The following is a 20928-nucleotide window of genomic DNA, read 5'->3' on the forward strand; positions in this document are numbered from 1 at the left end:
CTGTTAACCGATCGGTCGTAGGTTCGAGTCCTACCTGTGGAGCCATATGGCCCCGTGGTCAAGCGGTTAAGACACCGCCCTTTCACGGCGGTAACACGGGTTCGAGTCCCGTCGGGGTCATTACATACGGAGGATTAGCTCAGCTGGGAGAGCATCTGCCTTACAAGCAGAGGGTCGGCGGTTCGAACCCGTCATCCTCCACCATTTAATTGAATATGCGGAGGGGTAGCGAAGTGGCTAAACGCGGCGGACTGTAAATCCGCTCCTTCGGGTTCGGCAGTTCGAATCTGCCCCCCTCCACCATTAATGGGCTATAGCCAAGCGGTAAGGCAACGGACTTTGACTCCGTCACGCGCTGGTTCGAATCCAGCTAGCCCAGCCATTAGAGCCATTAGCTCAGTTGGTAGAGCATCTGACTTTTAATCAGAGGGTCAGAGGTTCGAATCCTCTATGGCTCACTTAGATAAGCATTTCTCTTCGGAGAAGTGCTTTTTTATTTGTTCTAATAAATTTATTTTAAAAAAACTAATATTTATAATTATGATTTTTAATCCTTAAAGTGGCTGTTTTATTACTATAAAATGTATGATAAACCATTTTTTTGATTGTATATGTAAAATGCTTAATTTATATAAAAAAACCTTTATTATATTGACTTGAAAGTTAATTCTCTTTACCTTATTCTAGTATCACACGATGACAAAGGGGTTTTTATTAATGACAAATCAAGTTATAGATATTATTGGAGCACCATCTACATTTGGACAAAGAAAGTTAGGTGTCGATTTTGGACCTGATGCAATACGTTATGCTGGTTTAGTTGAAAGAATAAAAGCGATAGGTCTAACGGTAAATGACAGAGGTAATATAGATGTTCCAGATTTGAATTTGGAAAAATTCAATTCTGAACAGCATGGATTGCGTAATTTAGAAGAAATTGAAATTGTTTCACAAAATTTATGTAATGCTGTTTCTAATAGTATTAGTGAAAACCATTTCCCACTTATATTAGGAGGAGACCATTCTATTGCAATTGGCTCAATTTCTGGTGTAAGTCAACATTATGATAATCTAGGTGTTATTTGGTATGATGCACATGGTGATTTGAATGTACCTGATGAATCACCGTCTGGTAATGTACACGGTATGCCATTACGTATTTTAGCGGGTGATGGTGATAAGTCGTTAGTTGAAGTTGGAGGAAATAAACCTAAAGTTAAACCAGAAAATATTGTGCTAATTGGTATGAGGGATTTAGATATTGGTGAAAGACAATATATTAAAGACAACAATATCCAAACCTATACAATGGCTGATATTGATCGTATTGGTATTAAGCAAGTAATTGACGAATCTATTGCTTATTTAAAAGATAAAACGGATGGTATTCATTTATCTTTAGATGTTGATGGCTTAGATCCAATTGAAACACCGGGTACTGGAACAAGAGTATTAGGTGGTTTAACTTATAGAGAGAGTCATTTTGCATTAGAATTATTACATAATTCCAAATTAATTACATCAATGGATGTTGTAGAAGTTAATCCATTGATAGATCAGAATAATCATACAGCTGAACAAGCAGTGAGTTTACTTGGTAGCTTCTTTGGTGAAACGTTATTATAAATATATTTTAAGCTGATAGAGTGCAAAGCTATATCAGCTTTTTAAATTGTAAAAAATATATACTTCATATGACAGGTTAGCTATAGATTGGTATAATAATACCATGGGAACAGAATACCGGAGGAGATGTTATGGATTTTTCCAATTTTTTTGATAACTGGAGTACAGTAAAAATTATAGCCGGCGTACTCGACTTACTCATCGTTTGGTATGTACTTTATCTTCTCATTACAGTTTTTAAAGGTACTAAAGCCATTCAATTATTGAAAGGTATTGTGGTCATTGTAATTGGCCAACAGTTGAGTAAGATGTTGAATTTAACAGCGACATCTCGTTTGTTTGACTTAGTAATTCAATGGGGTGTTTTAGCGCTAATTGTTATATTCCAACCAGAGATTAGACGTGCATTAGAACAATTAGGACGCGGAAGCTTGTTCAAACGTTATTCTTCAAACTTGAATAATGATGAAGGTAAATTAATTTCCTCTGTATCTAAAGCTGTCCAATATATGGCTAAACGTCGTATTGGGGCGTTAATTGTTTTTGAAAAGGAAACAGGTTTACAAGATTATATTGAAACAGGTATTGCTATGAATTCTGAGATATCACAGGAATTACTCACAAATGTGTTTATTCCTAATACGCCATTACATGATGGAGCTATGATTATACAAGCAAATAAAATAGCAAGTGCAGCAAGTTATTTACCACTTTCTGATAGTGCAAAGATAGCGAAAAGTTTAGGAACCAGACATAGAGCAGCTGTAGGGATATCTGAGGTTTCAGATGCTTTTACTGTTGTTGTATCTGAAGAAACAGGTTCAATATCTGTTACTTTCGATGGTAAATTGCGTAAAGATATTTCGACTGAAGCTTTCGAAGAACTATTGGCTGAACATTGGTTTGGCACACACTTTCAACAGAAAGGTGTGAAGTAGATGTTAGAAAGTAAATGGGGGCTTAGATTAATTGCATTAGTTTTAGCGGTTGTTTTTTTCTTATCTGCGAATAACATGTTCGGTAATATTTTTGATGCGGATCATTTTGGACAAAAATCAAATGATACGCTACAAGAGGTACCTGTACAGGTTAAATATGATAATAAATCATTGTATGCAAGTGATGTACCTGACAAGGTTGATGTTGAAATTTCAGGACCTCAATCACAAGTGCTCAAGGCTGAGAATGCTGAGAATGTTCGTGCAGTCTTAGATTTCACTGGTGAAAAGGCAGGGAAGCATACTGCACAATTTAAAGTGAATGGTTTAAGCGAGGATATCGATTATAATGTTAAACCTAAGGAAGCAACTGTAAGTCTTGAGAAAAAGGTAAGCAAGAACTTAAAGGTTGAGCCAGATGTGAGTAATAGTGATTTAGATTCAGATTATAAGGTGAGCTCGCAAAAGGTATCTCCTGATACTGTCAAGGTTACAGGTGGTCAAGAACAGATCGATAAGATAGCATATTTAAAAGCAACATATAAAAACAAAAGTAAAATTTCAAAAAATTTAACAGATGCAGCGACAATAACTGCATTTGATAGAAATTTAAATAAAGTAAAGGTATCGATTGAACCGAAAGAGGTAAATCTAACGGTAAAGGTAACTGATTATAGCAAGAAGGTTAAAGTAAGACCCCAAACAACTGGTGAGTTACCAGATAATCTAAAGTTAGATGACATCGATTTAGAAGATAAAGAAATAGAAATATATGGTAATAGAGAGGACTTAGATGATATCAATTCTGTAAAGGCAGAAATTAATTTGGATAATATTACTGAGTCTACAAAGAAAAATATTAAATTAAAAATACCGGACAGTGTGACTAAAGCTAGTTCGCAAGAAACAACTGCTGATATTACTGTAAAATAGATTTCTAATATAAAGGAGATATAATGATGGCAAAATATTTTGGTACAGACGGCGTAAGGGGCATTGCAAATAAAGAATTAACTCCAGAACTTGCGTTTAAATTAGGGCGTTATGGTGGCTATGTATTAGCACATAACAAAGGAGAGAAACACCCTAAAGTACTAGTTGGTAGAGATACTCGAGTTTCAGGTGAAATGTTAGAGTCAGCGCTTATTGCTGGTTTGATTTCAATTGGTGCAGAGGTAATGCGTTTAGGAGTTATCTCAACACCTGGAGTAGCTTATTTAACACGTGAAATGGAAGCAGCATTAGGTGTTATGATATCAGCTTCTCATAATCCTGTAGCAGATAATGGTATTAAATTCTTCGGTTCAGACGGTTTTAAATTATCTGATGATCAAGAACAAGAAATTGAAGCATTATTAGATCAAGAAAATCCGGATTTACCTCGCCCAGTTGGGGAAGATATTGTTCATTATTCAGATTACTTTGAAGGTGCACAAAAGTATATTAGCTATATCAAATCAACAGTAGATGTAGACTTTGATGGAATGAAGATTGCGCTTGATGGTGCGCATGGTTCGACATCTTCTTTAGCGCCATATTTATTTGGAGATTTAGAAGCAGATACTGTAACAGTAGGTTGTAACCCTAACGGTTATAATATTAATGACGGTGTAGGTTCTACACATCCTGAAGTCTTGGCTAAGAAAGTAGTAGAAGACGAATGTGACTTTGGACTAGCTTTTGATGGAGATGGTGACAGATTAATTGCTGTTGATGAAAATGGTGAAATCGTTGATGGCGATCAAATCATGTTTATTATCGGTCAAGAAATGGCGAAAAATCAAGAACTAAATGATAATATGATTGTTTCAACTGTTATGAGTAATCTAGGTTTTTACAAGGCATTAGAGAACGAAGGTATCCAATCAAATAAAACTAAAGTTGGAGACCGTTATGTAGTAGAAGAAATGCGAAGAGGCAATTATAATTTAGGCGGAGAACAATCAGGACATATCGTCATGATGGATTATAATACGACGGGTGATGGTTTGTTAACTGGTGTACAATTAGCAAGTGTCATTAAACTAACTGGTAAGAGCTTAAGTCAATTAGCTAAGCAAATGAAAAAGTACCCACAATCTTTAGTTAACGTACGTGTAACAGATAAATATCGTGTTGAAGAGAATGTTGATGTACAAGAAGCAATGACTAAGGTAGAAGTAGAAATGAATGGCGATGGCCGAATTTTAGTTAGACCTTCTGGTACAGAACCATTAGTACGTGTAATGGTTGAAGCGGCCACTGATGAAGATGCACAACGCTATGCACAAACAATTGCAGACGTTGTACAAGAGAAAATGGGTTTAGATTAAATTAATAAACTTTAAATTATAAAAAAGTACTACTAACGATGAGTATAGATTACTCAGGTTAGTAGTACTTTTTTGGTTAACAGATGGTATACGTACGCTGCTTATTAAAGTAATTCGTATGCTTTAACAATTTCTTCAGTTAATTGAGCGTCTGTTTTAGCATACTCTTTTAAAAATGCTTCAACACCATATGATTTAATATAGTTATTTTTTTCTACGGTTTCTTTATCGTTACTATCTTCATATTTCAATAAGAGCGCAGCAGTTTTTACTAAATGATCATGCTTTAATTGATTTTTATATAAATAGTTTAACGGTTTAATTATACGATCTCGTGGTCCTATTTTTCTTAAAGTACCGCGACCTACACGTGTTACTTCATCTGATAGGTGTGGGTTTTCAAATCGTTTAATAATTTTTTCAACATACTGTGCCTGAGCTTCAGGTGTGAAATCAAATTGATGTGTGATATATTGGCTTGTTTCTTCAAGTGTGCCATATAAATCATGTTTGATACCATGGTCTTTAACTGCATCTAAAACTGTAGGCTTGTTGTGATATTTACCAGCATAAGCTAAGAAGGCATGACCCGTATTAACAGTCAATAATTTTCTTTCAATATATGGTGTTAGTTTATCAACATATTTGATGTGTTCTAATTCTGGACCAAACCAAGTATCCTTTTCTACAACCCATTCGTAAAATGGTTCTACCATAACATCTAAAATGTTGTCATTGCTTTGTAGTGGTACGATTCGATCAACGGCTGAATTTGAGAAATGAATGTGGTCACCTAATGGGCCAGTGATATCAAGGATTGCTTCTTTTAAAGTATCTGTTGCCATAATTGCATTTTCACATGCAACAATATTTACTGGTGTTTCCTTTTCCTTTAAAAATGAAGCAAATGATTTAGCGATAATTGGTAAAATATTTACACCTACTGCTGTAGTAATAATATCTGCTTCTAATACAGCTTGTTTTAATTTATCACTAGGGGATGCTGAATTAATTGCATCCACATTGTGTACGCGTGTTGTTGTTCGTGCTTCATCTGCTAAGATAACATCATAAGCATGTGCTTTATCTAAGGCGTCTATAATTTCTGTATTTACATCTGCGAAAGTGACTTTGATATTATTATCCGCTAAAATATATCCAATAAATCCTCTGCCAATATTGCCAGCGCCAAAGTGTAATGCTTTCATTATGCGTCAGCCTCCTCGAATACTTGTTTAATTTCTTCAGCTGACTTAGCGTTCACGATACGTTCTACATTTTCTTCTTCACTAAATGTAATTGCAATTTTAGATAGTAAGTCTAAATGCTCACCGTCTTTCCCAGCGATACCTACAACTACTTTAACTTCTTCTCCGTCCCAATCAATACCTTCAGGGATTTGTAATAGCGTTAGTCCTGATTGTAAAACACTTGCCTTTGCTTCGTCAGTACCATGTGGTATCGCTAAACCATTACCCATAAATGTTGAAACAACTTGTTCACGGTCTTTCATAGCTTGGATATATGCATCAGTTACAGCACCGCTTGATACTAATGCTTGTCCTGCTTTTTCAATTGCTTCATTTTGGTTGCTTACTGTTGCGTTAATAAAGATATTTTCATTACTAAATAATTCTGTCATAGTTAATCTCTCCTAGTTAAGTAAATTTTTTATTTTTGAAAGGTAGCTTTGCTTTATAATTTCAGTTATTTGTTCAGGTTCTTGCATAAATTCATCTAAACTGTCTAAATGTTCGACTAACTTGCTAGATAAATCACTAATAATTTCAGATAATATTGTGTCATCCGCAGGTAAAAACATATTAATTAAATAGCGGATTTCTACTGCAGTATGATTATCTTTTTCAAATAATAGTGGTTTTTCTAATATTGAAATTAAAATAAATGGCTTTTGAATTAAATCACTCTTTAAATGTGGTATTGCAATTGGATAAGGATCTAACGCATAACTTTGTTCTTCATTACGTTGTTGTAATAACTTAGTGAATGCTGATGAATCATTAATTACTTGATGCTTTAAAGTTTGCTCTCTTAAATAGCTTATCCAGTTGTTGATGTTACTATTATCAATATAAACTGAATCTATGAGTTCTAAACCTTTTCTTATAAAGGACAATGTTGAGGTAGAATCGGTAATTTCATTGACTAAACTGTGCTCTGTAGCCATTGGTTTAGTGTTGGCATTTGATTTTAAAAATGTAGCAACGTGATTAATGTCAGCATCTGGTAATAATGGATTAACTGTAATATAAGGTATAGTAATATCTAAATCTACAGTTGAGATAATAGCATCAAAATCACTGGTATTTAAGTATTTTAAATCACCAACGGATGCCTGTTTTGTTTGGGTGATTTCACTAAATGTTTGTTGTAGTCTCGTCGCTAATAAACGACTCGTACCAATGCCACTACTGCAAACGACTAATATAGATAGTGAATTTGTTTGTTGGCTGTATATCGCACCACCAAAATGTAATACAATAAATGCAATTTCACTGTCTGGAAATTGTAATTCAGGCCAGGTTTGTTGTAATGCTGTGCTAACCCCTTTAAATAGCACAGGATATTTCTGTTTAATCATTTCAGTTAACGGATTATATGTTTCAATATTTGCTTTAAGGCGATTTATTGCAGGTATAATATGCAATTTCAAACCTTCTGTCAAAGTTGTAGCATCTTTAAATGTTACTTTTGATGCTAGTGCAACTCTGTCTACAAAATTGAATATAACCGTTTCATCTTTGACATCATTGAGGTCTTCAGTAGATGCCTTTCGTTTAGCGCCACGTAAATGTATCGTGATAAATGTAATTTCTGCTTGGGTAAACTGAACACCATATATGTGTTCAAGGTTTAATGCCAATGCTTGAGCAACTTCATGTTCAAAGGTATCTTTAACATTGTTGTAAATATCATCACTTAAACCAACATATTCTCCATTTAACATACGATCAATACTTAAGACAACGTGTACAGTAAGTGTTAAGTAACTTGATTCAGTTAATGCGTAGGGAAGTTGCCCCAAGTGGTCCATAAGAATACGTTCAACTTGGAAAATTTTGTCCATATCAACCATAGAAAGTTGTGAAGCATTGAGCGATTGATAAACAAAGTGATTTTCAATTACAGAATAGACACTTGTACTGTTTAAGTTATTAACCATTAATTGGCTTAATAACTCTCTTTTTTTAGATTCAGGACCTTCTAAACGAATACCTTCTCCACGTTTTTTAATTAACTGTAACTGGTATTGTGTTAATTCATGTTCTAATTCATCTAACAGTTTAGCTAATGTTTGAGTAGATACACCAATTTCGTGGGCCAGACTATATTGTTTAATAGGTTCCTTTGCCTGAATAAGTCCATATAAAATAATTACTTTCTGTTCTTCTTGAGATAAGTCAATAGTGTCTTGTTTTAAAATAGTGTTTTTAAGGCGAGTCCTTAATTCCTGATCTGCAACTAATTGAATACCTTTTTTATTAACACGCTCAAGTTTAATATCGAATGTGTCGAGAAATATTTCTATAGATTTTAATTCCCGATGAATAGTACGAGAGGATACAGCTAGATGTTGAGCAATGTCATAAATTTTGACATATTGACCGTGATATTTAATTAACATTTCGATAATTTCTTTTTCACGAGTACTTAAAAACATAGCTATATCCTCCATTGAATGCCTTTAACAATTAAGGTATTTATTTTTCTTCTTCTTTTAAATTTTCTAATAATTCATCATATCTTGGTGAATTCAAGAAGTTGTCTACAGAAATATGAATTGCACTTGGAACTTGTTTGATTGCTCTATCTGTAAGTTTCTTTTGTGTAATTACAAGTTGTGCATCGCCTGGTAATTGATTTATTGCAGTATTGGTTACGTCAACGTTTTGAATGCCTGCTTTTTTAAATTTATTTCTTAACATACTTGCACCCATAGCACTTGAACCCATACCCGCATCACAAGCAAAGATGACATGGTTTACTTTGCTATAATCATGTGCATCAACATTTTCGGTATCATAATTATCTAGTAAATCCTCTTCCGATTCTTCACGCTCATTGTCACTTGCAGTAGCAGAAGTTGTAGCAGTTTGAGCTTTGTCATTATCTTCTTTCCCTGATAATTTAGATGCTACACTTGATTTTTTACCTTTACTTGCTTCCATCTTAGCAGTAGCAGCTTCTAAATCTTGTTCTGGTTCTTTAGTGAATTTCAATATTAATGAAGCAACGATAAATGAAACAAGTGCTGCTAATAATACACCAAGTACCATTTGTAAGAATTCACCTTTAGGTGCATTTAACATATAAACAATGAATGAACCTGGTGAAGCAGGGCTCTTGAATCCGAAATCAACAATAGAATATGTTGCAACACCAGTCATACCACCTAATATAACTGCGATAAATAATAATGGTCTCATCAATACATATGGGAAGTAAATTTCATGAATACCACCTAAGAAATGTATAATCCCAGCTCCGTATGATGTAGCTTTAGCAGTTCCTTTACCAAAAATCATATAAGCAACTAGGATACCTATACCAGGACCTGGATTTGATTCAATTGTGTAAAGAATAGATTGACCTGCTGATGCAGCTTGATCAGCACCAAGTGGTGTAAACACACCATGATTTATTGCATTATTTAAAAATACAATTTTAGCCGGTTCGACAATAATACTTACTAAAGGTAATAAGTGGGCATGTACTAAACTTTCAACAGCTAATGAAAGAATATGCATTATGAATTGCATAATTGGTGCTAATACTTTAAAGCCAATTATTGTCATAATGAAGCCTAAAATACCTGCAGAAAAGTTATTAAATAACATTTCGAAACCTTGTGGTGTTCTCGGCTGAATAAATTCGTCTGTCTTCTTCATTAACCAACCAACTAAAGGTCCCATTATCATAGCGCCTAATAACATTGGCGTATCTGGTAGTGCAACGATTACTCCCATCGTTGCTACAGCAGCGATAATACCGCCACGCATTTCGTGAATCAAGCGTCCACCACTATAAGCAATTAGTAATGGAATTAAATAAGTAATCATTGGTCCTGCGAGTTGGCTTAAATCTTTGTTAGGCCACCAGCCTCCATCAATGAATATTGCAGCAATAAACCCCCATGCGATAAAGGCGCCGATATTCGGCATAATCATACTACTTAAAAATGATCCAAATGCTTGAACCTTACGACCGATTCCTTTATTCTCCTCAGTTTGAGCTTGTGCCATATTTTTGCACCCCTTTTTTCTATTTGATATAGCTTCATTGTAGGGGGAGGAGGTCATATAAACAACTGAAAGTAATTTAAACTTTGTCACAGCTCATGTGACAAATGTATGTGTACAAAGAAAATGATTATTTATTACGGGTTATTTATTTGAAATAATAAAAATTTGATATTTAAATCCAATCTATTTATAAAGTTTATTTAATGTTTGCATTGCATGAGTTAAACATTGTACAATAGGTTGTATTGAAGGAAGGAGGATAGGAAAGTAAGTTGATCAATTTAAAGCGCCTGTGCAAGTGATGAGGTATTGTATCGAAGATTTAAGATTTATATCAGAAATCTTAATAGATAAGGATATCGAAACTTGTAGACGAGGAGGATAGTTATCGAACCATCGGCGGATGCTATCCCGGATGTGGCTCATTCGTGAACTTATTAAGGAAAACATTAGGGTAACCTAGTGCACAAAGTTAATAAGTTAGCCAAATTAAATAAAAACTATAAAAAGGTCATTGGGATAAGTATGTACTTTTTTAGAGTGATTTATAACCATTTAATGAAAATTAGTCTATAGAATTGTATTTATTTATTACGCACCATACTTATATTTAGCGTTTATACCAATGCCTTAATCATTGGAGGAATTATTAAATGTGCGGAATCGTAGGTTATATTGGGCATGATAATGCTAAAGAATTATTATTAAAAGGATTAGAAAAATTAGAATATAGAGGTTATGATTCAGCTGGTGTTGCTGTTGCAAATGACGAAGGTACTTCAGTATTTAAATCAAAAGGTAGAATAGCAGACCTAAGAGAAGTAGCTGACAGTGAATCAACAGATGGTAACGTAGGTATTGGACATACACGTTGGGCAACACATGGTGTACCTAACTATGAAAATTCACACCCACACCGTTCAAGTTCTAACCGTTTTACATTGGTTCATAATGGTGTAATCGAGAACTATGAAGAATTAAAGAACGAATATTTAGCAGATGTATCATTTATATCTGAGACTGATACAGAAGTGATTGTGCAATTGGTTGAACATTTTTCAAATGAAGGTTTAACAACAGAAGCTGCTTTCTCTAAAGTAATCTCATTATTAGAAGGTTCATATGCTTTAGGTTTAATTGACAATGAAGATAAAGAAACTATCTTTGTTGCGAAAAACAAATCGCCATTATTAGTTGGAATTGGTGAAGATTTTAACGTTATTGCATCTGATGCCATTGCTATGTTACAAGTTACAAATCAATATAAAGAGATTCATGATCACGAAATTGTAATTGTTAAACGAGATGAAGTCGTTATCAAAGATCAACAAGGTAATGTCCAAGATAGAGAAGCATATACAGCACAAATTGACGCAGCTGACGCTGAAAAGGGTGTATATGATCACTATATGCTTAAGGAAATTCACGAACAACCTGCAGTTATGCGTCGTATTATTCAAGAATATCAAGATGAAGATGGAAACTTGAAAATGGATGCAGATATTATTAAAGATGTTGCAGAAGCGGACCGTATTTATATTATTGCTGCGGGTACAAGTTACCATGCTGGTTTAGTTGGTAAAGAATTTATCGAAAAATGGGCAGGTGTACCTACTGAAGTGCATGTAGCATCAGAGTTTGTTTACAACATGCCATTATTATCAGAAAAACCATTATTTATCTATATCTCTCAATCAGGTGAAACTGCGGATAGTAGAGCAGTACTTGTTGAAACTAACAAACTAGGACATAAATCATTAACAATCACTAACGTTGCTGGTTCAACACTATCACGTGAAGCTAACCACACATTATTGTTACATGCTGGTCCTGAAATTGCAGTAGCATCAACAAAAGCATACACAGCTCAAATTGCTGTATTATCTATCTTGTCACAAATTGTAGCTAAAGAACATGGTCGAGAAGCGGAGATTGATTTATTACGTGAACTTGCTAAAGTTACAACTTCAATTGAAGCTATCGTTGATGACGCAGATATTATGGAACAAATTTCAAAAGATTTCTTAGCGACAACTAGAAATGCATTCTTTATTGGTCGAACAATTGATTATAATGTAAGTCTTGAAGGCGCATTGAAATTGAAAGAAATTTCGTATATTCAAGCTGAAGGCTTTGCAGGTGGAGAGTTAAAACATGGTACTATTGCCTTGATCGAAGAAGGAACACCAGTTATTGCATTAGCTACACAAGACAATGTAAACCTTTCAATCCGTGGTAATGTTAAGGAAGTTGTAGCACGTGGTGCACATCCTTGTATCATTTCAATGGATGGTTTAGATAAAGAAGGCGATACTTATGTTATCCCACATGTACATGAATTATTGACACCACTTGTATCAGTAGTTGCATTACAATTAATTTCTTATTATGCAGCACTACACAGAGATTTAGATGTTGATAAACCACGTAACTTAGCAAAATCAGTTACAGTTGAATAATGATAGTAAATAGAAACTGTCGATAGAGTCTACACTTTATCGACAGTTTTTTTTATGCTTTTATTTCAACTTTTGAAATCAATTCGTTGTTAAAAAGTTGTGCATTTATTATGCTTAGTGTATTGAAATAAATAATTGATTAGTGAAAGGAATTTGATGATGTCTAAACCTAAAGTTTATACAATGGAATTTGGTTTTGTGTATCCTCATTTAATCAATAAAGTTGAAAAAAAGGGCCGAACAAAAGGTGAAGCAGATCAACTTATAAAATGGATGACAGGTTATAGTCAACAAGATCTAGACAACCTTATTGAGGACGGTACAGATTATGAAAATTTTATTTTAAAAGCACCGGAGTTAAATCCTGATAGACGTAACATAACTGGGCGTATTTGTGGAGTGAAAGTCGAGGATATGGAAGAATCTGTAATGAAAGAAATTCGATACTTAGATAAATTGATTGATGAACTTGCAAAAGGGAAATCAATAGAACAAATTACAGAGCGATTAAAGTAAGATGAATAGTTAATTTGTTTGTTATAACAATGTAGTTTAAAAAAAGGGGTTAATCAACGTGCTAATAGACTTAAATGGAATCTCAAGAAGAAAGCAAGGTAAAGAAATAATTAAAGATGTAACTTGGCAAATTCAAAAAGGTGAAAAATGGATGCTCTATGGCTTGAATGGCGCGGGTAAAACAACGCTATTAAATATTTTAAATGCCTACGAACCTATCACATCAGGTGAGATTACTTTATTTAATATGAAACCTGGTAAACAAGGCTATTCTGCAGATGCTGTTCGTGAAAATATTGGATTTGTATCAAATAGTCTTATGGATCGTTTCCAGGATGGCGAAATAGTATTAGACGTTGTGATTAGTGGTATTTTCAAATCTATAGGCGTCTATCAATCAGTGACAAGTGAACATATTGAAAGAGCTAAACGCAGCTTACAACAACTTGGCATGTCTGAATTTGAACAGCAGTATTATGGTTACCTTTCTACAGGTGAAAGACAAAAGGTATTAATCGCAAGAGCATTGATGGGAGAACCACAATTGTTAATTCTAGATGAGCCAGCTTCTGGATTAGACTTTATAGCTAGAGAAGATTTGTTATCAACATTAGATGAACTTTATGAACAACATCCAGAATTGGCAGTGATTTATGTCACACATTTCGTTGAAGAAATAACTGAACGGATTCAAAAAGGTTTCTTGTTAAAGAATGGTCAACGCTTTATGCAAGGGGACATAGAAAGTGTGTTAAACAGTGACACATTATCGAACTATTTTAATAGAAATGTAAGTATTATAAAACAAAATCGTCGTTATTCTTTATTTTTAAACGAGGATAAGATTGCGGAAAATCAGAGAAAGTGACATAATTTAGGACGATATTAAATGTTGGAGGCAAACAAATAATGGATAACGTAAAAGCAATATTTTTAGATATGGATGGAACTATTTTACATAAAAATAATAGAGTAGATTCTGAAACAGCAGATGTAATTGCACAATTGAGAAGTAAAGGGTTTAAGGTGTTTTTAGCAACTGGTAGAGCGCATAATGAAATTCATTATTTAGTCCCAGAAACATTTGAAGTTGATGGTATTATAAGTTCAAATGGTACGCTTGGCATGGTAAATGACGAAATTATCTTTAAACACAGTTTGTCGTTTAATGCAGTAAATGAAATTGTTAGCCGTGCACAACAGCAATCAATTTATTATGAGGTATTTCCGTTTGAAGGTAACAGAATTGTGCTTGCAGAAGATGAGGCTTGGGCTAAATCATTGTTTGATGCTGAAACGCCACCTGGTAAGGTTGGAGAAAGTGAATGGACATCACGTAAAGAATCTATAGTTGAAAAGGTAGATTGGTCATCTGAATTACCAAGCACTACTTATTCTAAAATATATTTATTCTCAACTGATTTTGATAAAATTACTGCTTATAGAGAGCAATTAAAGAAAGATGCTGAGTCATTACAAATTAGTGTATCAAATTCTTCTCGCTTTAATGCTGAAACGATGGCTTATCAGACTGATAAAGGTACAGGTATTAAAGAAATGATAGAACATTTTGGGATTGAGCAATCTGAAACGCTAGTCATTGGGGACAGTGATAATGATAGAGCAATGTTTGAATTTGGTCATTATACTGTAGCAATGAAAAATGCGCGACCAGAAATACAGTCTCTAACAAAAGATGTAACTTCATATACCAATGAGGAAAATGGTGCAGCGCGCTATTTAGCAGAACACTTTTTAAAATAAAGATGTGTAATGATTTATTAATGTGTAAGTAACTGCTATAGTGCATCACAAAAGTATTTTTTATTAAGGGATGCTGAAAATATTATATATATGACACTTCGTGGATTAAATTTAGTAATGTCTATTAAATTGTGCGAAGTGTCTTATTTTTTGTGTTTTGATGCGCAAATACATAGAGAATGTTTGATTGTTTGGTATTTGAGTATGTACTATGGCAACGGAGTTATATACCCATACAAACGATACATTTAATACGGGCAACCTAAATCATTTCAATGTAAAAATCATACGTTTTTGTAAAGTATGTTGGCGAGACTCCTGTGGAAACAGGACAAGCTGAAGACTACAGGCTGAAGCTGTCCCCTAGGAAAGTGAGCCACCAATACTAGATCTTGAATAAAAAAGATAGTAGATAATATATCAAGTATTTAATTATTGGTATATCAACACTATAAAGTCATATTTAGTAAGAAAACTTAAATAGATGATAATTTAAAAATCACAAATCATTTCAAAGTATGTTGGCGAGATTCCTGTGGAAACAGGATAAGCTGAAGACTACAGGCTGAAGCTGTCCCCTAGGAAAGCGAGCCAACAATACTAGATCTTGAATAAAAAGTAGCACTCAGATAAATTGAATTCAATTATCTGAGTGCTACTTTTCAAGGATTAAATATCCAGACTTGTTTTAAATTGTTATAAAATTATGTTGTTATTTCTCTGACTGATTAAAGTTGTCTTTTAGTTTAGAGCCTTCTGATTTAGCTTTATCTTGTACAGACTCTGTTTGTTCTGAAACATTAGATTTAGATTTATCTTGTGCTGAATCTGTTTTATCAGAGACACTTGCTTTAGCTTTTTCTGTAGCATTTGTAACGCTCTTATTCGCTTTAGCTTTCTTTTTAGTGTCAGGATCAATATTTTTACCGTCAAGGTTATAATATTGAATTGTTGCTAAAATATTAATGTAATAGATGAACAATCTTACTAAAATAACAACAATTGTTACGATATAAGCAATTACTGTAGCTATATTTTGTGAAATACCGCCAGTACCAATAGAAATTAATTGACTAACCGGATTTGCTAAGATAATTACAATTAAGTTTAATAGTAAGATGCCAAGGAAGAATTTAAACCAAGTTTTTTGGCCGTTTTTAACACCTTTAAAGCCACGTTTAACTGCCTTCCATGCACCATCTTCTGGTGATTTGATAAATGCAACTGTAAAATTGATAATAACAACAGCCATAAACCAAATGATAAATGATTGGATAAATAAAACGATTGTGGCTGCAATAATTTGGAAAGTAAGTGAAATTGCTAATGCATGGTCTGCACCACTAATAGGTCCTTGCAATGCAGTGTATAGACTTACAATTCCTAAATTTAGTAATTTAGCTAGTAATAAATTAATAGCCATAAATACTACCACAGTTAATAAAGTAAATAGAGATAATTTAACTGATTTTAAGTATTTACCCTTTTTAAACATGGCAAAGATATCTTTAAATTTAGCTTGATCTTTATTAATTGCTTTATCGATTGTGTAGATAGTTCCAGCAATAATAGGGTAACCTACAAAGATAACGACAATTAATGGAATTAAAATAGTTAATATGAGCAAGAACAACGGTTTAGCAATTGGTTGTTGCATTGCCATTGACATTACAAAGCTATATATTGATGTTTGCATTGGAATCAAAGTTAAATAAGTCAATGCAAATAGAATTACAAAACTCACTAATGTAAACAATAAAATTTTAGCATTTTGTGGTTTAGCATTTTGTAAAGCTAGTTTATGAAATTTAAACAAAATTTAAGCACTCCTTTTTGATGATAAGAATACGATATCAAAAATTTGCAGATTTTAAAATTAATAGGTAGCAAAATTGAAATAAAATGTTAAAATATCCAATTGAGTATGAAGGAAAGGTGGCAAAATCATGAAATTTGCAATTATAACTGATGTTCATGGAAATTTTGATGCATTAGAAGCAGTTTTAGATGATATTGATCGACGAGGAGATATCACTAAAATTTATAATTTAGGAGACAATATAGGTGTAGGGCATGAAACCAATAAAGTTTTAGATGCTATTTTTGAAAGAGATGACATGGAAATTATTGCTGGTAATCATGATGAAGCGGTCATGTCTTTAGTGAATGATACGCCATACCCAAGTGATTTAAAAGATAAGTTTTATGAACATCATCAATGGATTGAGAATCATCTTGATGAAGATTATTATGATGCATTGAATAACTTGCCGCGTGTTTTAGAGAAAAAAATTAATCATAAGGATGTATTATTTATCCATTATGAAATTGAGAATGATAAATTACAAACACCAATCGATGGTCAACCCTTTAGTCCAATTGTTGAGCCGACTGAGGATAATATCACCCAGTTATTTGAAGATAAAGATGCAGATCTTATTACATTTGGTCATAATCATACAGTTCATTTATTTGATGATAAATCGACAATTTATTTTAACCCTGGTTCGGTAGGACTAAATAATGGGGCATATGCAGTTTATGGTATTGTCACAATAGATGATAATGAAATTGCTTGTGATAGAATAAAGGTCCCATATGATAACGAAGAATTTCTAAAAGGGTTTGATGAAAAGCAAGTACCTGGTAAGGCTTTAATTTTCGATAAATTTATTTAATAAGAATATTGTTTAAAAAGTAAAGAATGAAAAGACATAAATGAGCTATGACACTGTCATCAAATCGGTAAAATTTATAAAATTGATTGACTAAGTAAGTGTCTTAAGCTAAATAAGTTGATAATAAACTAAAAAAGCTGTTCCAGTTGAAGTGACTCGATATACACTCCAAATGTTGGATCAGCTTTTTTATATTATATTAATTTATTGCAAGATATGGGGTTACATTAATATATCGTTAATGCGCATGTGAATGATGACTGTGATGGTGTGTATTTAGTACTGCGGAACATAATGTTTTATCATCATGTTTATGTGCACTTGTTTCTAATTGAATCGTCATATGCTGAATATTTAAATGTTCGAGTGTATGCTCAATACGATGTAATAACTGCTCACCTTCGGCAATGGACATTTCATTATCAACAACGGCATGGCAACTTAATGCATTCATTTCATTGGAAATAGTCCAAATGTGGCAATCATGTACGGCATGTATAGCAGGCTCGCTTTTTATAGATGCAATCACTTGATTGATATCTACATTTGATGGCGTACCTTCCATCAAGATATTGAGTGAAGATTTAGTAATACCCCAACTACTTTTAATTATGAGTAGTGAGACAATAATACTCGCTATTGGGTCAGCTACGTACCAACCAAATGACCATATTAATATAGCTGCAATAATTGCTCCAACTGATCCTAATAAATCTCCTAGCACATGCAAGAAAGCACCACGCATATTTATATTCTCGTGGGTATCTCCACCTTTAAACATAAATGAGGCGACGATGATATTTACAATTAAACCAATGACGCTAATGATAAACATTTCAGTGGATTGGACATTTTCTGGTACAAAGAATCTACGAATGGCCTCAATAATAATGACTACCCCTATAACAAATAATGTCACACCATTAAATAGGGCAGCTAGAATTTCAAACCGTTTGTAGCCAAAGGTTTTGGACTTGGTAGCATTTTTTTCTGCATATATAAAGGCTAATAATGCGACGCCTAGTGAAACTGTATCACTTAACATGTGTAGTCCGTCTGATAGGAGCGCTAAACTATTAGCGAAAAAGCCACCTATAATTTCGATAATCATAAATAAACCAATTATAATAAAACTAATTAATAAGACCCTTTTATTGTTTGTGTGTACATGACCGTGTGCATGATTATGTCCATGATGATCTGACATTTGGATTTCCACCTTTCATCTATGCTTTATGTGTTGCGTGATGTATTGCTTGATCTAGTAATGTAGTGACATGTGTATCGTCTAAGGCATAAATCATAGATTGACCCGAACGATTTGATTTAACGAGATGTGCTTGCTTTAATGTACGTAATTGGTGTGAAACATTAGATTGACTTAAATTCAAAGTGTGTGCGATATGACCAACGCTACAATCACCTTGTGATAATAAGTGCATAATCCTAATTCGGTTTGCATCACTTAAAGCTTTAAATATTTCTGTTACATGTTCTAAAGTTGATTCATCAAATGATTCTGTCATACTTTCACCTCACCACATTAATATATGAACATTTATTCATATATTAATATATATTTGTCTTTTTGTCAAAATGATGGGATGAGTCGTTTTAGTTTTAAATTCTTATAAAAGTGGTAGACTTTTATTATGAAATCAATAAGGAGGTAACGAATATATGAGTATTTTACTTATTGGAGCAAATGGTGGCGTAGGTAAACACTTAGTGAATCAATTTAAAGATAGTGATGAAGCATTTACAGCTGGTGTAAGAAAAGAAGACCAGGTAGAATCATTAAAAGCAGAAGGCGTAGATAGTTTATTAATCGATGTAGAAGCAGATGATATTGATACGCTCAAAGAAAAAATCAAAGGATTTGATAAAGTTATTTTTTCTGTTGGTTCTGGTGGAAGCACTGGTGCAGATAAAACAATAAGTGTTGATTTAGACGGTGCAATTAAATCAATCAAAGCAAGTGAAGCTAATAATGTAAAACAATATGTAATGGTATCAACATATGATTCTCGTCGTGAGGCATTTGATGCAAGTGGTAGCTTGAAACCATATACGATTGCAAAGCATTATGCTGATGAATATTTAAAGCAAGCCTCAGTACCATATACAATCGTACATCCTGGTGGTTTATTGGACGAAGCAGGTAATAACAAAATAGAAGTAGGCGCATTCTTTGAAGGACGTGGATCAATACCACGTGAGGATGTTGCAACAGTATTAAAAGAAGTTGTGTCTTCTGATGATTATATTAATACTGAATTCCAAATCATTAGTGGTGAAAAAGATATTAAATCTGCTTTAGCTGAATTTGTTAAATAAACAAATGGTTGAACGCATAAAGTGCTAAGTCAAATGTGATTATATTGGTGTATATCATAATAAATCATATGTTAGTAGGAGTTTAGCATTATGAGCTATTCTTCTTGAGAGTTAATCCGTTTATGGATTAACTCTTTTTTTATTGAGAAAGTTATTCAATTTTGAGCTCACAAGTATTAAAATTTGATACAATAATACATATCGTGTGGAGGTTATTATGAAGATTTCAAACACAAAAATATACGAACAAGTTGCAGATATCATATTAGAAAGCATTAAATCAGGTGAATATAAAGTTGGAGATCGTTTACCCTCAATACAACAGTTGGCTCAAATATACGGTGTTAGTGTTGCGTCTATACGAGAAGCTTTAAATGCTTTACGAACAATTGGTGTAATCGAATTAAAACAAGGTTATGGGACATTTATTAAGCAAGTAAAGCCTACATTTTTTGAATTAGGTGACAAGTTTACATCGATCGAGCAAATTAAAGAACTATTAGAATTGAGAGAAATAGTTGAGAGTGCTACAGTGGAAAAGGCTGCTTTAAATCGTAATGACAGTGACTTGGCTCAGTTAAAGCAATCACTAGATGACATGGGAAAGGCAGTTACAGATGGAACTTCAGGAGAAAAAGCGGATCTTCAATTTCATTTGGCGATTGCTAAAGCTGCGAAAAATACTTTGCTAGTAGAGTTGCTTAATAATATTTCAGGTTTAATTCAAGATTCCATGGAAGAAACACGTAAAATATTTATATATAGTGCTCAAAAAACAATGCATCGTTTACATGAAGAACATGTACGCATATATAATGCTATCAAATCTCAAGATTCCAGTGAAGCCGTCATGGCGATGGAGGCACACCTGACAGAAGTAAGGGATACAATATTAACAAACTTTAAGCAATATTAATTAGTTATATCTATGAGTATCGTAGTTAGCGTTGCTCATAGATTTTTAAGATTGGGTGACAATACGTGACTCAAAGCTAGTTTTTAGACTGGCTACATTTATGTGATTAACCATTATT

At 33.4% G+C, this 20928-nt stretch carries 18 protein-coding genes and 5 tRNA genes; 16 read left to right on the top strand and 7 right to left on the bottom strand.

Translation table 11 applies throughout. From position 1 onward, the window contains the following. Positions 1-48 precede the first annotated feature (48 nt). The 9 genes from ACF91D_RS22665 (at position 49) to glmM (ending at position 4876) form a co-directional block, all read left to right on the top strand. A tRNA-Glu gene (locus tag ACF91D_RS22665) sits at positions 49-120 on the top strand. 8 nt (positions 121-128) lie between these two features. Then, a tRNA-Val gene (locus ACF91D_RS22670) sits at positions 129-204 on the top strand. 15 nt (positions 205-219) lie between these two features. After that, positions 220-303, top strand: a tRNA-Tyr gene (locus ACF91D_RS22675). A gap of 4 nt (positions 304-307) precedes the next feature. Next, positions 308-382 (top strand) — tRNA-Gln (locus ACF91D_RS22680). A 3-nt stretch (positions 383-385) separates the two neighbouring features. Continuing rightward, a tRNA-Lys gene (locus tag ACF91D_RS22685) sits at positions 386-458 on the top strand. Between the two features lie 259 nt (positions 459-717). Next, positions 718-1626 carry an arginase gene (rocF, locus tag ACF91D_RS22690; protein WP_107527268.1) on the top strand — a complete coding sequence of 303 codons (909 nt, stop codon included), beginning with the start codon at positions 718-720 and terminating at the stop codon, positions 1624-1626. A 131-nt stretch (positions 1627-1757) separates the two neighbouring features. Continuing rightward, positions 1758-2564, top strand: coding sequence for a diadenylate cyclase CdaA (gene cdaA, locus ACF91D_RS22695; RefSeq protein ID WP_042739451.1), 807 nt, complete (start codon positions 1758-1760; stop codon positions 2562-2564). Then, a complete protein-coding gene (locus ACF91D_RS22700) occupies positions 2565-3497 on the top strand; it encodes a CdaR family protein (protein WP_119624582.1) in 933 nt (310 codons plus the stop codon). It abuts the gene before it with no gap. 26 nt (positions 3498-3523) lie between these two features. Next, positions 3524-4876 (top strand): phosphoglucosamine mutase, encoded by a 1353-nt coding sequence (glmM, locus tag ACF91D_RS22705; protein WP_119624583.1) that lies wholly within the window; start codon positions 3524-3526, stop codon positions 4874-4876. Positions 4877-4980: 104 nt separating this feature from the next. Here the strand turns inward: glmM and ACF91D_RS22710 are convergent, their stop codons facing one another. From ACF91D_RS22710 to ACF91D_RS22725, 4 genes are read right to left on the bottom strand one after another with little or no spacing between them, the layout of a single operon-like run. Then, positions 4981-6084 carry a mannitol-1-phosphate 5-dehydrogenase gene (locus ACF91D_RS22710; RefSeq protein WP_107527265.1) on the bottom strand — a complete coding sequence of 368 codons (1104 nt, stop codon included), beginning with the start codon at positions 6082-6084 and terminating at the stop codon, positions 4981-4983. Beyond that, positions 6084-6518 carry a PTS mannitol transporter subunit IIA gene (locus ACF91D_RS22715; RefSeq protein WP_042739455.1) on the bottom strand — a complete coding sequence of 145 codons (435 nt, stop codon included), beginning with the start codon at positions 6516-6518 and terminating at the stop codon, positions 6084-6086. Before ACF91D_RS22715 ends, ACF91D_RS22710 begins: the two co-directional genes overlap by 1 nt. A gap of 12 nt (positions 6519-6530) precedes the next feature. Further along, positions 6531-8558 (bottom strand): BglG family transcription antiterminator, encoded by a 2028-nt coding sequence (locus ACF91D_RS22720; RefSeq protein WP_107527264.1) that lies wholly within the window; start codon positions 8556-8558, stop codon positions 6531-6533. Between the two features lie 40 nt (positions 8559-8598). Continuing rightward, positions 8599-10140: a PTS mannitol transporter subunit IIBC gene (locus tag ACF91D_RS22725; RefSeq protein WP_107527263.1), complete on the bottom strand. Its 1542-nt coding sequence runs from the start codon at positions 10138-10140 to the stop codon at positions 8599-8601. A gap of 653 nt (positions 10141-10793) precedes the next feature. Here ACF91D_RS22725 and glmS point away from each other — a divergent pair. The 4 genes from glmS (at position 10794) to ACF91D_RS22745 (ending at position 14879) form a co-directional block, all read left to right on the top strand. Next, the gene (gene glmS / locus ACF91D_RS22730) at positions 10794-12599 is read left to right on the top strand and encodes a glutamine--fructose-6-phosphate transaminase (isomerizing) (RefSeq protein ID WP_119624584.1); all 1806 of its coding nucleotides are present in this window, start codon (positions 10794-10796) and stop codon (positions 12597-12599) included. Positions 12600-12758: 159 nt separating this feature from the next. Continuing rightward, positions 12759-13115: a DUF2200 domain-containing protein gene (locus ACF91D_RS22735; RefSeq protein ID WP_107512925.1), complete on the top strand. Its 357-nt coding sequence runs from the start codon at positions 12759-12761 to the stop codon at positions 13113-13115. 58 nt (positions 13116-13173) lie between these two features. Then, positions 13174-13983 (top strand): ABC transporter ATP-binding protein, encoded by an 810-nt coding sequence (locus tag ACF91D_RS22740; RefSeq protein ID WP_107590179.1) that lies wholly within the window; start codon positions 13174-13176, stop codon positions 13981-13983. 41 nt (positions 13984-14024) lie between these two features. Further along, positions 14025-14879 carry an HAD family hydrolase gene (locus tag ACF91D_RS22745; RefSeq protein WP_042739461.1) on the top strand — a complete coding sequence of 285 codons (855 nt, stop codon included), beginning with the start codon at positions 14025-14027 and terminating at the stop codon, positions 14877-14879. A 712-nt stretch (positions 14880-15591) separates the two neighbouring features. On the opposite strand, the gene ACF91D_RS22750 is transcribed toward ACF91D_RS22745, so the two are convergent. Then, a complete protein-coding gene (locus ACF91D_RS22750) occupies positions 15592-16695 on the bottom strand; it encodes a hypothetical protein (protein WP_119624585.1) in 1104 nt (367 codons plus the stop codon). A gap of 130 nt (positions 16696-16825) precedes the next feature. Between ACF91D_RS22750 and ACF91D_RS22755 the strand changes: the two genes are divergently transcribed. Continuing rightward, entirely contained in the window at positions 16826-17557 is a 732-nt protein-coding gene (locus tag ACF91D_RS22755; RefSeq protein WP_042739463.1) for a metallophosphoesterase family protein, read from the top strand. A gap of 238 nt (positions 17558-17795) precedes the next feature. Here ACF91D_RS22755 and czrB read toward each other — a convergent pair whose 3' ends face one another. Continuing rightward, on the bottom strand, positions 17796-18764 hold the full coding sequence (gene czrB / locus ACF91D_RS22760; RefSeq protein WP_107527830.1) for a CDF family zinc efflux transporter CzrB: 969 nt from the start codon (positions 18762-18764) through the stop codon (positions 17796-17798). Positions 18765-18783: 19 nt separating this feature from the next. Further along, complete coding sequence (locus tag ACF91D_RS22765; protein WP_042739465.1) at positions 18784-19083, bottom strand: ArsR/SmtB family transcription factor; 300 nt, start codon at positions 19081-19083, stop codon at positions 18784-18786. 154 nt (positions 19084-19237) lie between these two features. On the opposite strand from ACF91D_RS22765, the gene ACF91D_RS22770 reads away from it, so the two are divergent. Together ACF91D_RS22770 and ACF91D_RS22775 are read left to right on the top strand one after the other, a co-directional pair. Beyond that, complete coding sequence (locus ACF91D_RS22770) at positions 19238-19894, top strand: SDR family oxidoreductase (protein ID WP_042739466.1); 657 nt, start codon at positions 19238-19240, stop codon at positions 19892-19894. Positions 19895-20111: 217 nt separating this feature from the next. After that, positions 20112-20810 (top strand): FadR/GntR family transcriptional regulator, encoded by a 699-nt coding sequence (locus tag ACF91D_RS22775; protein ID WP_042739467.1) that lies wholly within the window; start codon positions 20112-20114, stop codon positions 20808-20810. Positions 20811-20928: the final 118 nt, after the last annotated feature.

This window comes from Staphylococcus sp. 231237_7MaSpsaltlick (assembly GCF_043107035.1).

Bases quoted from the DNA above. Each gene is read 5' to 3' on its own strand.
- rocF (WP_107527268.1), top strand. From the start codon at position 718: ATGACAAATCAAGTTATAGATATTATTGGAGCACCATCTACATTTGGA.
- cdaA (WP_042739451.1), top strand. From the start codon at position 1,758: ATGGATTTTTCCAATTTTTTTGATAACTGGAGTACAGTAAAAATTATA.
- ACF91D_RS22700 (WP_119624582.1), top strand. From the start codon at position 2,565: ATGTTAGAAAGTAAATGGGGGCTTAGATTAATTGCATTAGTTTTAGCG.
- glmM (WP_119624583.1), top strand. From the start codon at position 3,524: ATGGCAAAATATTTTGGTACAGACGGCGTAAGGGGCATTGCAAATAAA.
- ACF91D_RS22710 (WP_107527265.1), bottom strand. From the start codon at position 6,084: ATGAAAGCATTACACTTTGGCGCTGGCAATATTGGCAGAGGATTTATT.
- ACF91D_RS22715 (WP_042739455.1), bottom strand. From the start codon at position 6,518: ATGACAGAATTATTTAGTAATGAAAATATCTTTATTAACGCAACAGTA.
- ACF91D_RS22720 (WP_107527264.1), bottom strand. From the start codon at position 8,558: ATGTTTTTAAGTACTCGTGAAAAAGAAATTATCGAAATGTTAATTAAA.
- ACF91D_RS22725 (WP_107527263.1), bottom strand. From the start codon at position 10,140: ATGGCACAAGCTCAAACTGAGGAGAATAAAGGAATCGGTCGTAAGGTT.
- glmS (WP_119624584.1), top strand. From the start codon at position 10,794: ATGTGCGGAATCGTAGGTTATATTGGGCATGATAATGCTAAAGAATTA.
- ACF91D_RS22735 (WP_107512925.1), top strand. From the start codon at position 12,759: ATGTCTAAACCTAAAGTTTATACAATGGAATTTGGTTTTGTGTATCCT.
- ACF91D_RS22745 (WP_042739461.1), top strand. From the start codon at position 14,025: ATGGATAACGTAAAAGCAATATTTTTAGATATGGATGGAACTATTTTA.
- ACF91D_RS22755 (WP_042739463.1), top strand. From the start codon at position 16,826: ATGAAATTTGCAATTATAACTGATGTTCATGGAAATTTTGATGCATTA.
- czrB (WP_107527830.1), bottom strand. From the start codon at position 18,764: ATGTCAGATCATCATGGACATAATCATGCACACGGTCATGTACACACA.
- ACF91D_RS22765 (WP_042739465.1), bottom strand. From the start codon at position 19,083: ATGACAGAATCATTTGATGAATCAACTTTAGAACATGTAACAGAAATA.
- ACF91D_RS22770 (WP_042739466.1), top strand. From the start codon at position 19,238: ATGAGTATTTTACTTATTGGAGCAAATGGTGGCGTAGGTAAACACTTA.
- ACF91D_RS22775 (WP_042739467.1), top strand. From the start codon at position 20,112: ATGAAGATTTCAAACACAAAAATATACGAACAAGTTGCAGATATCATA.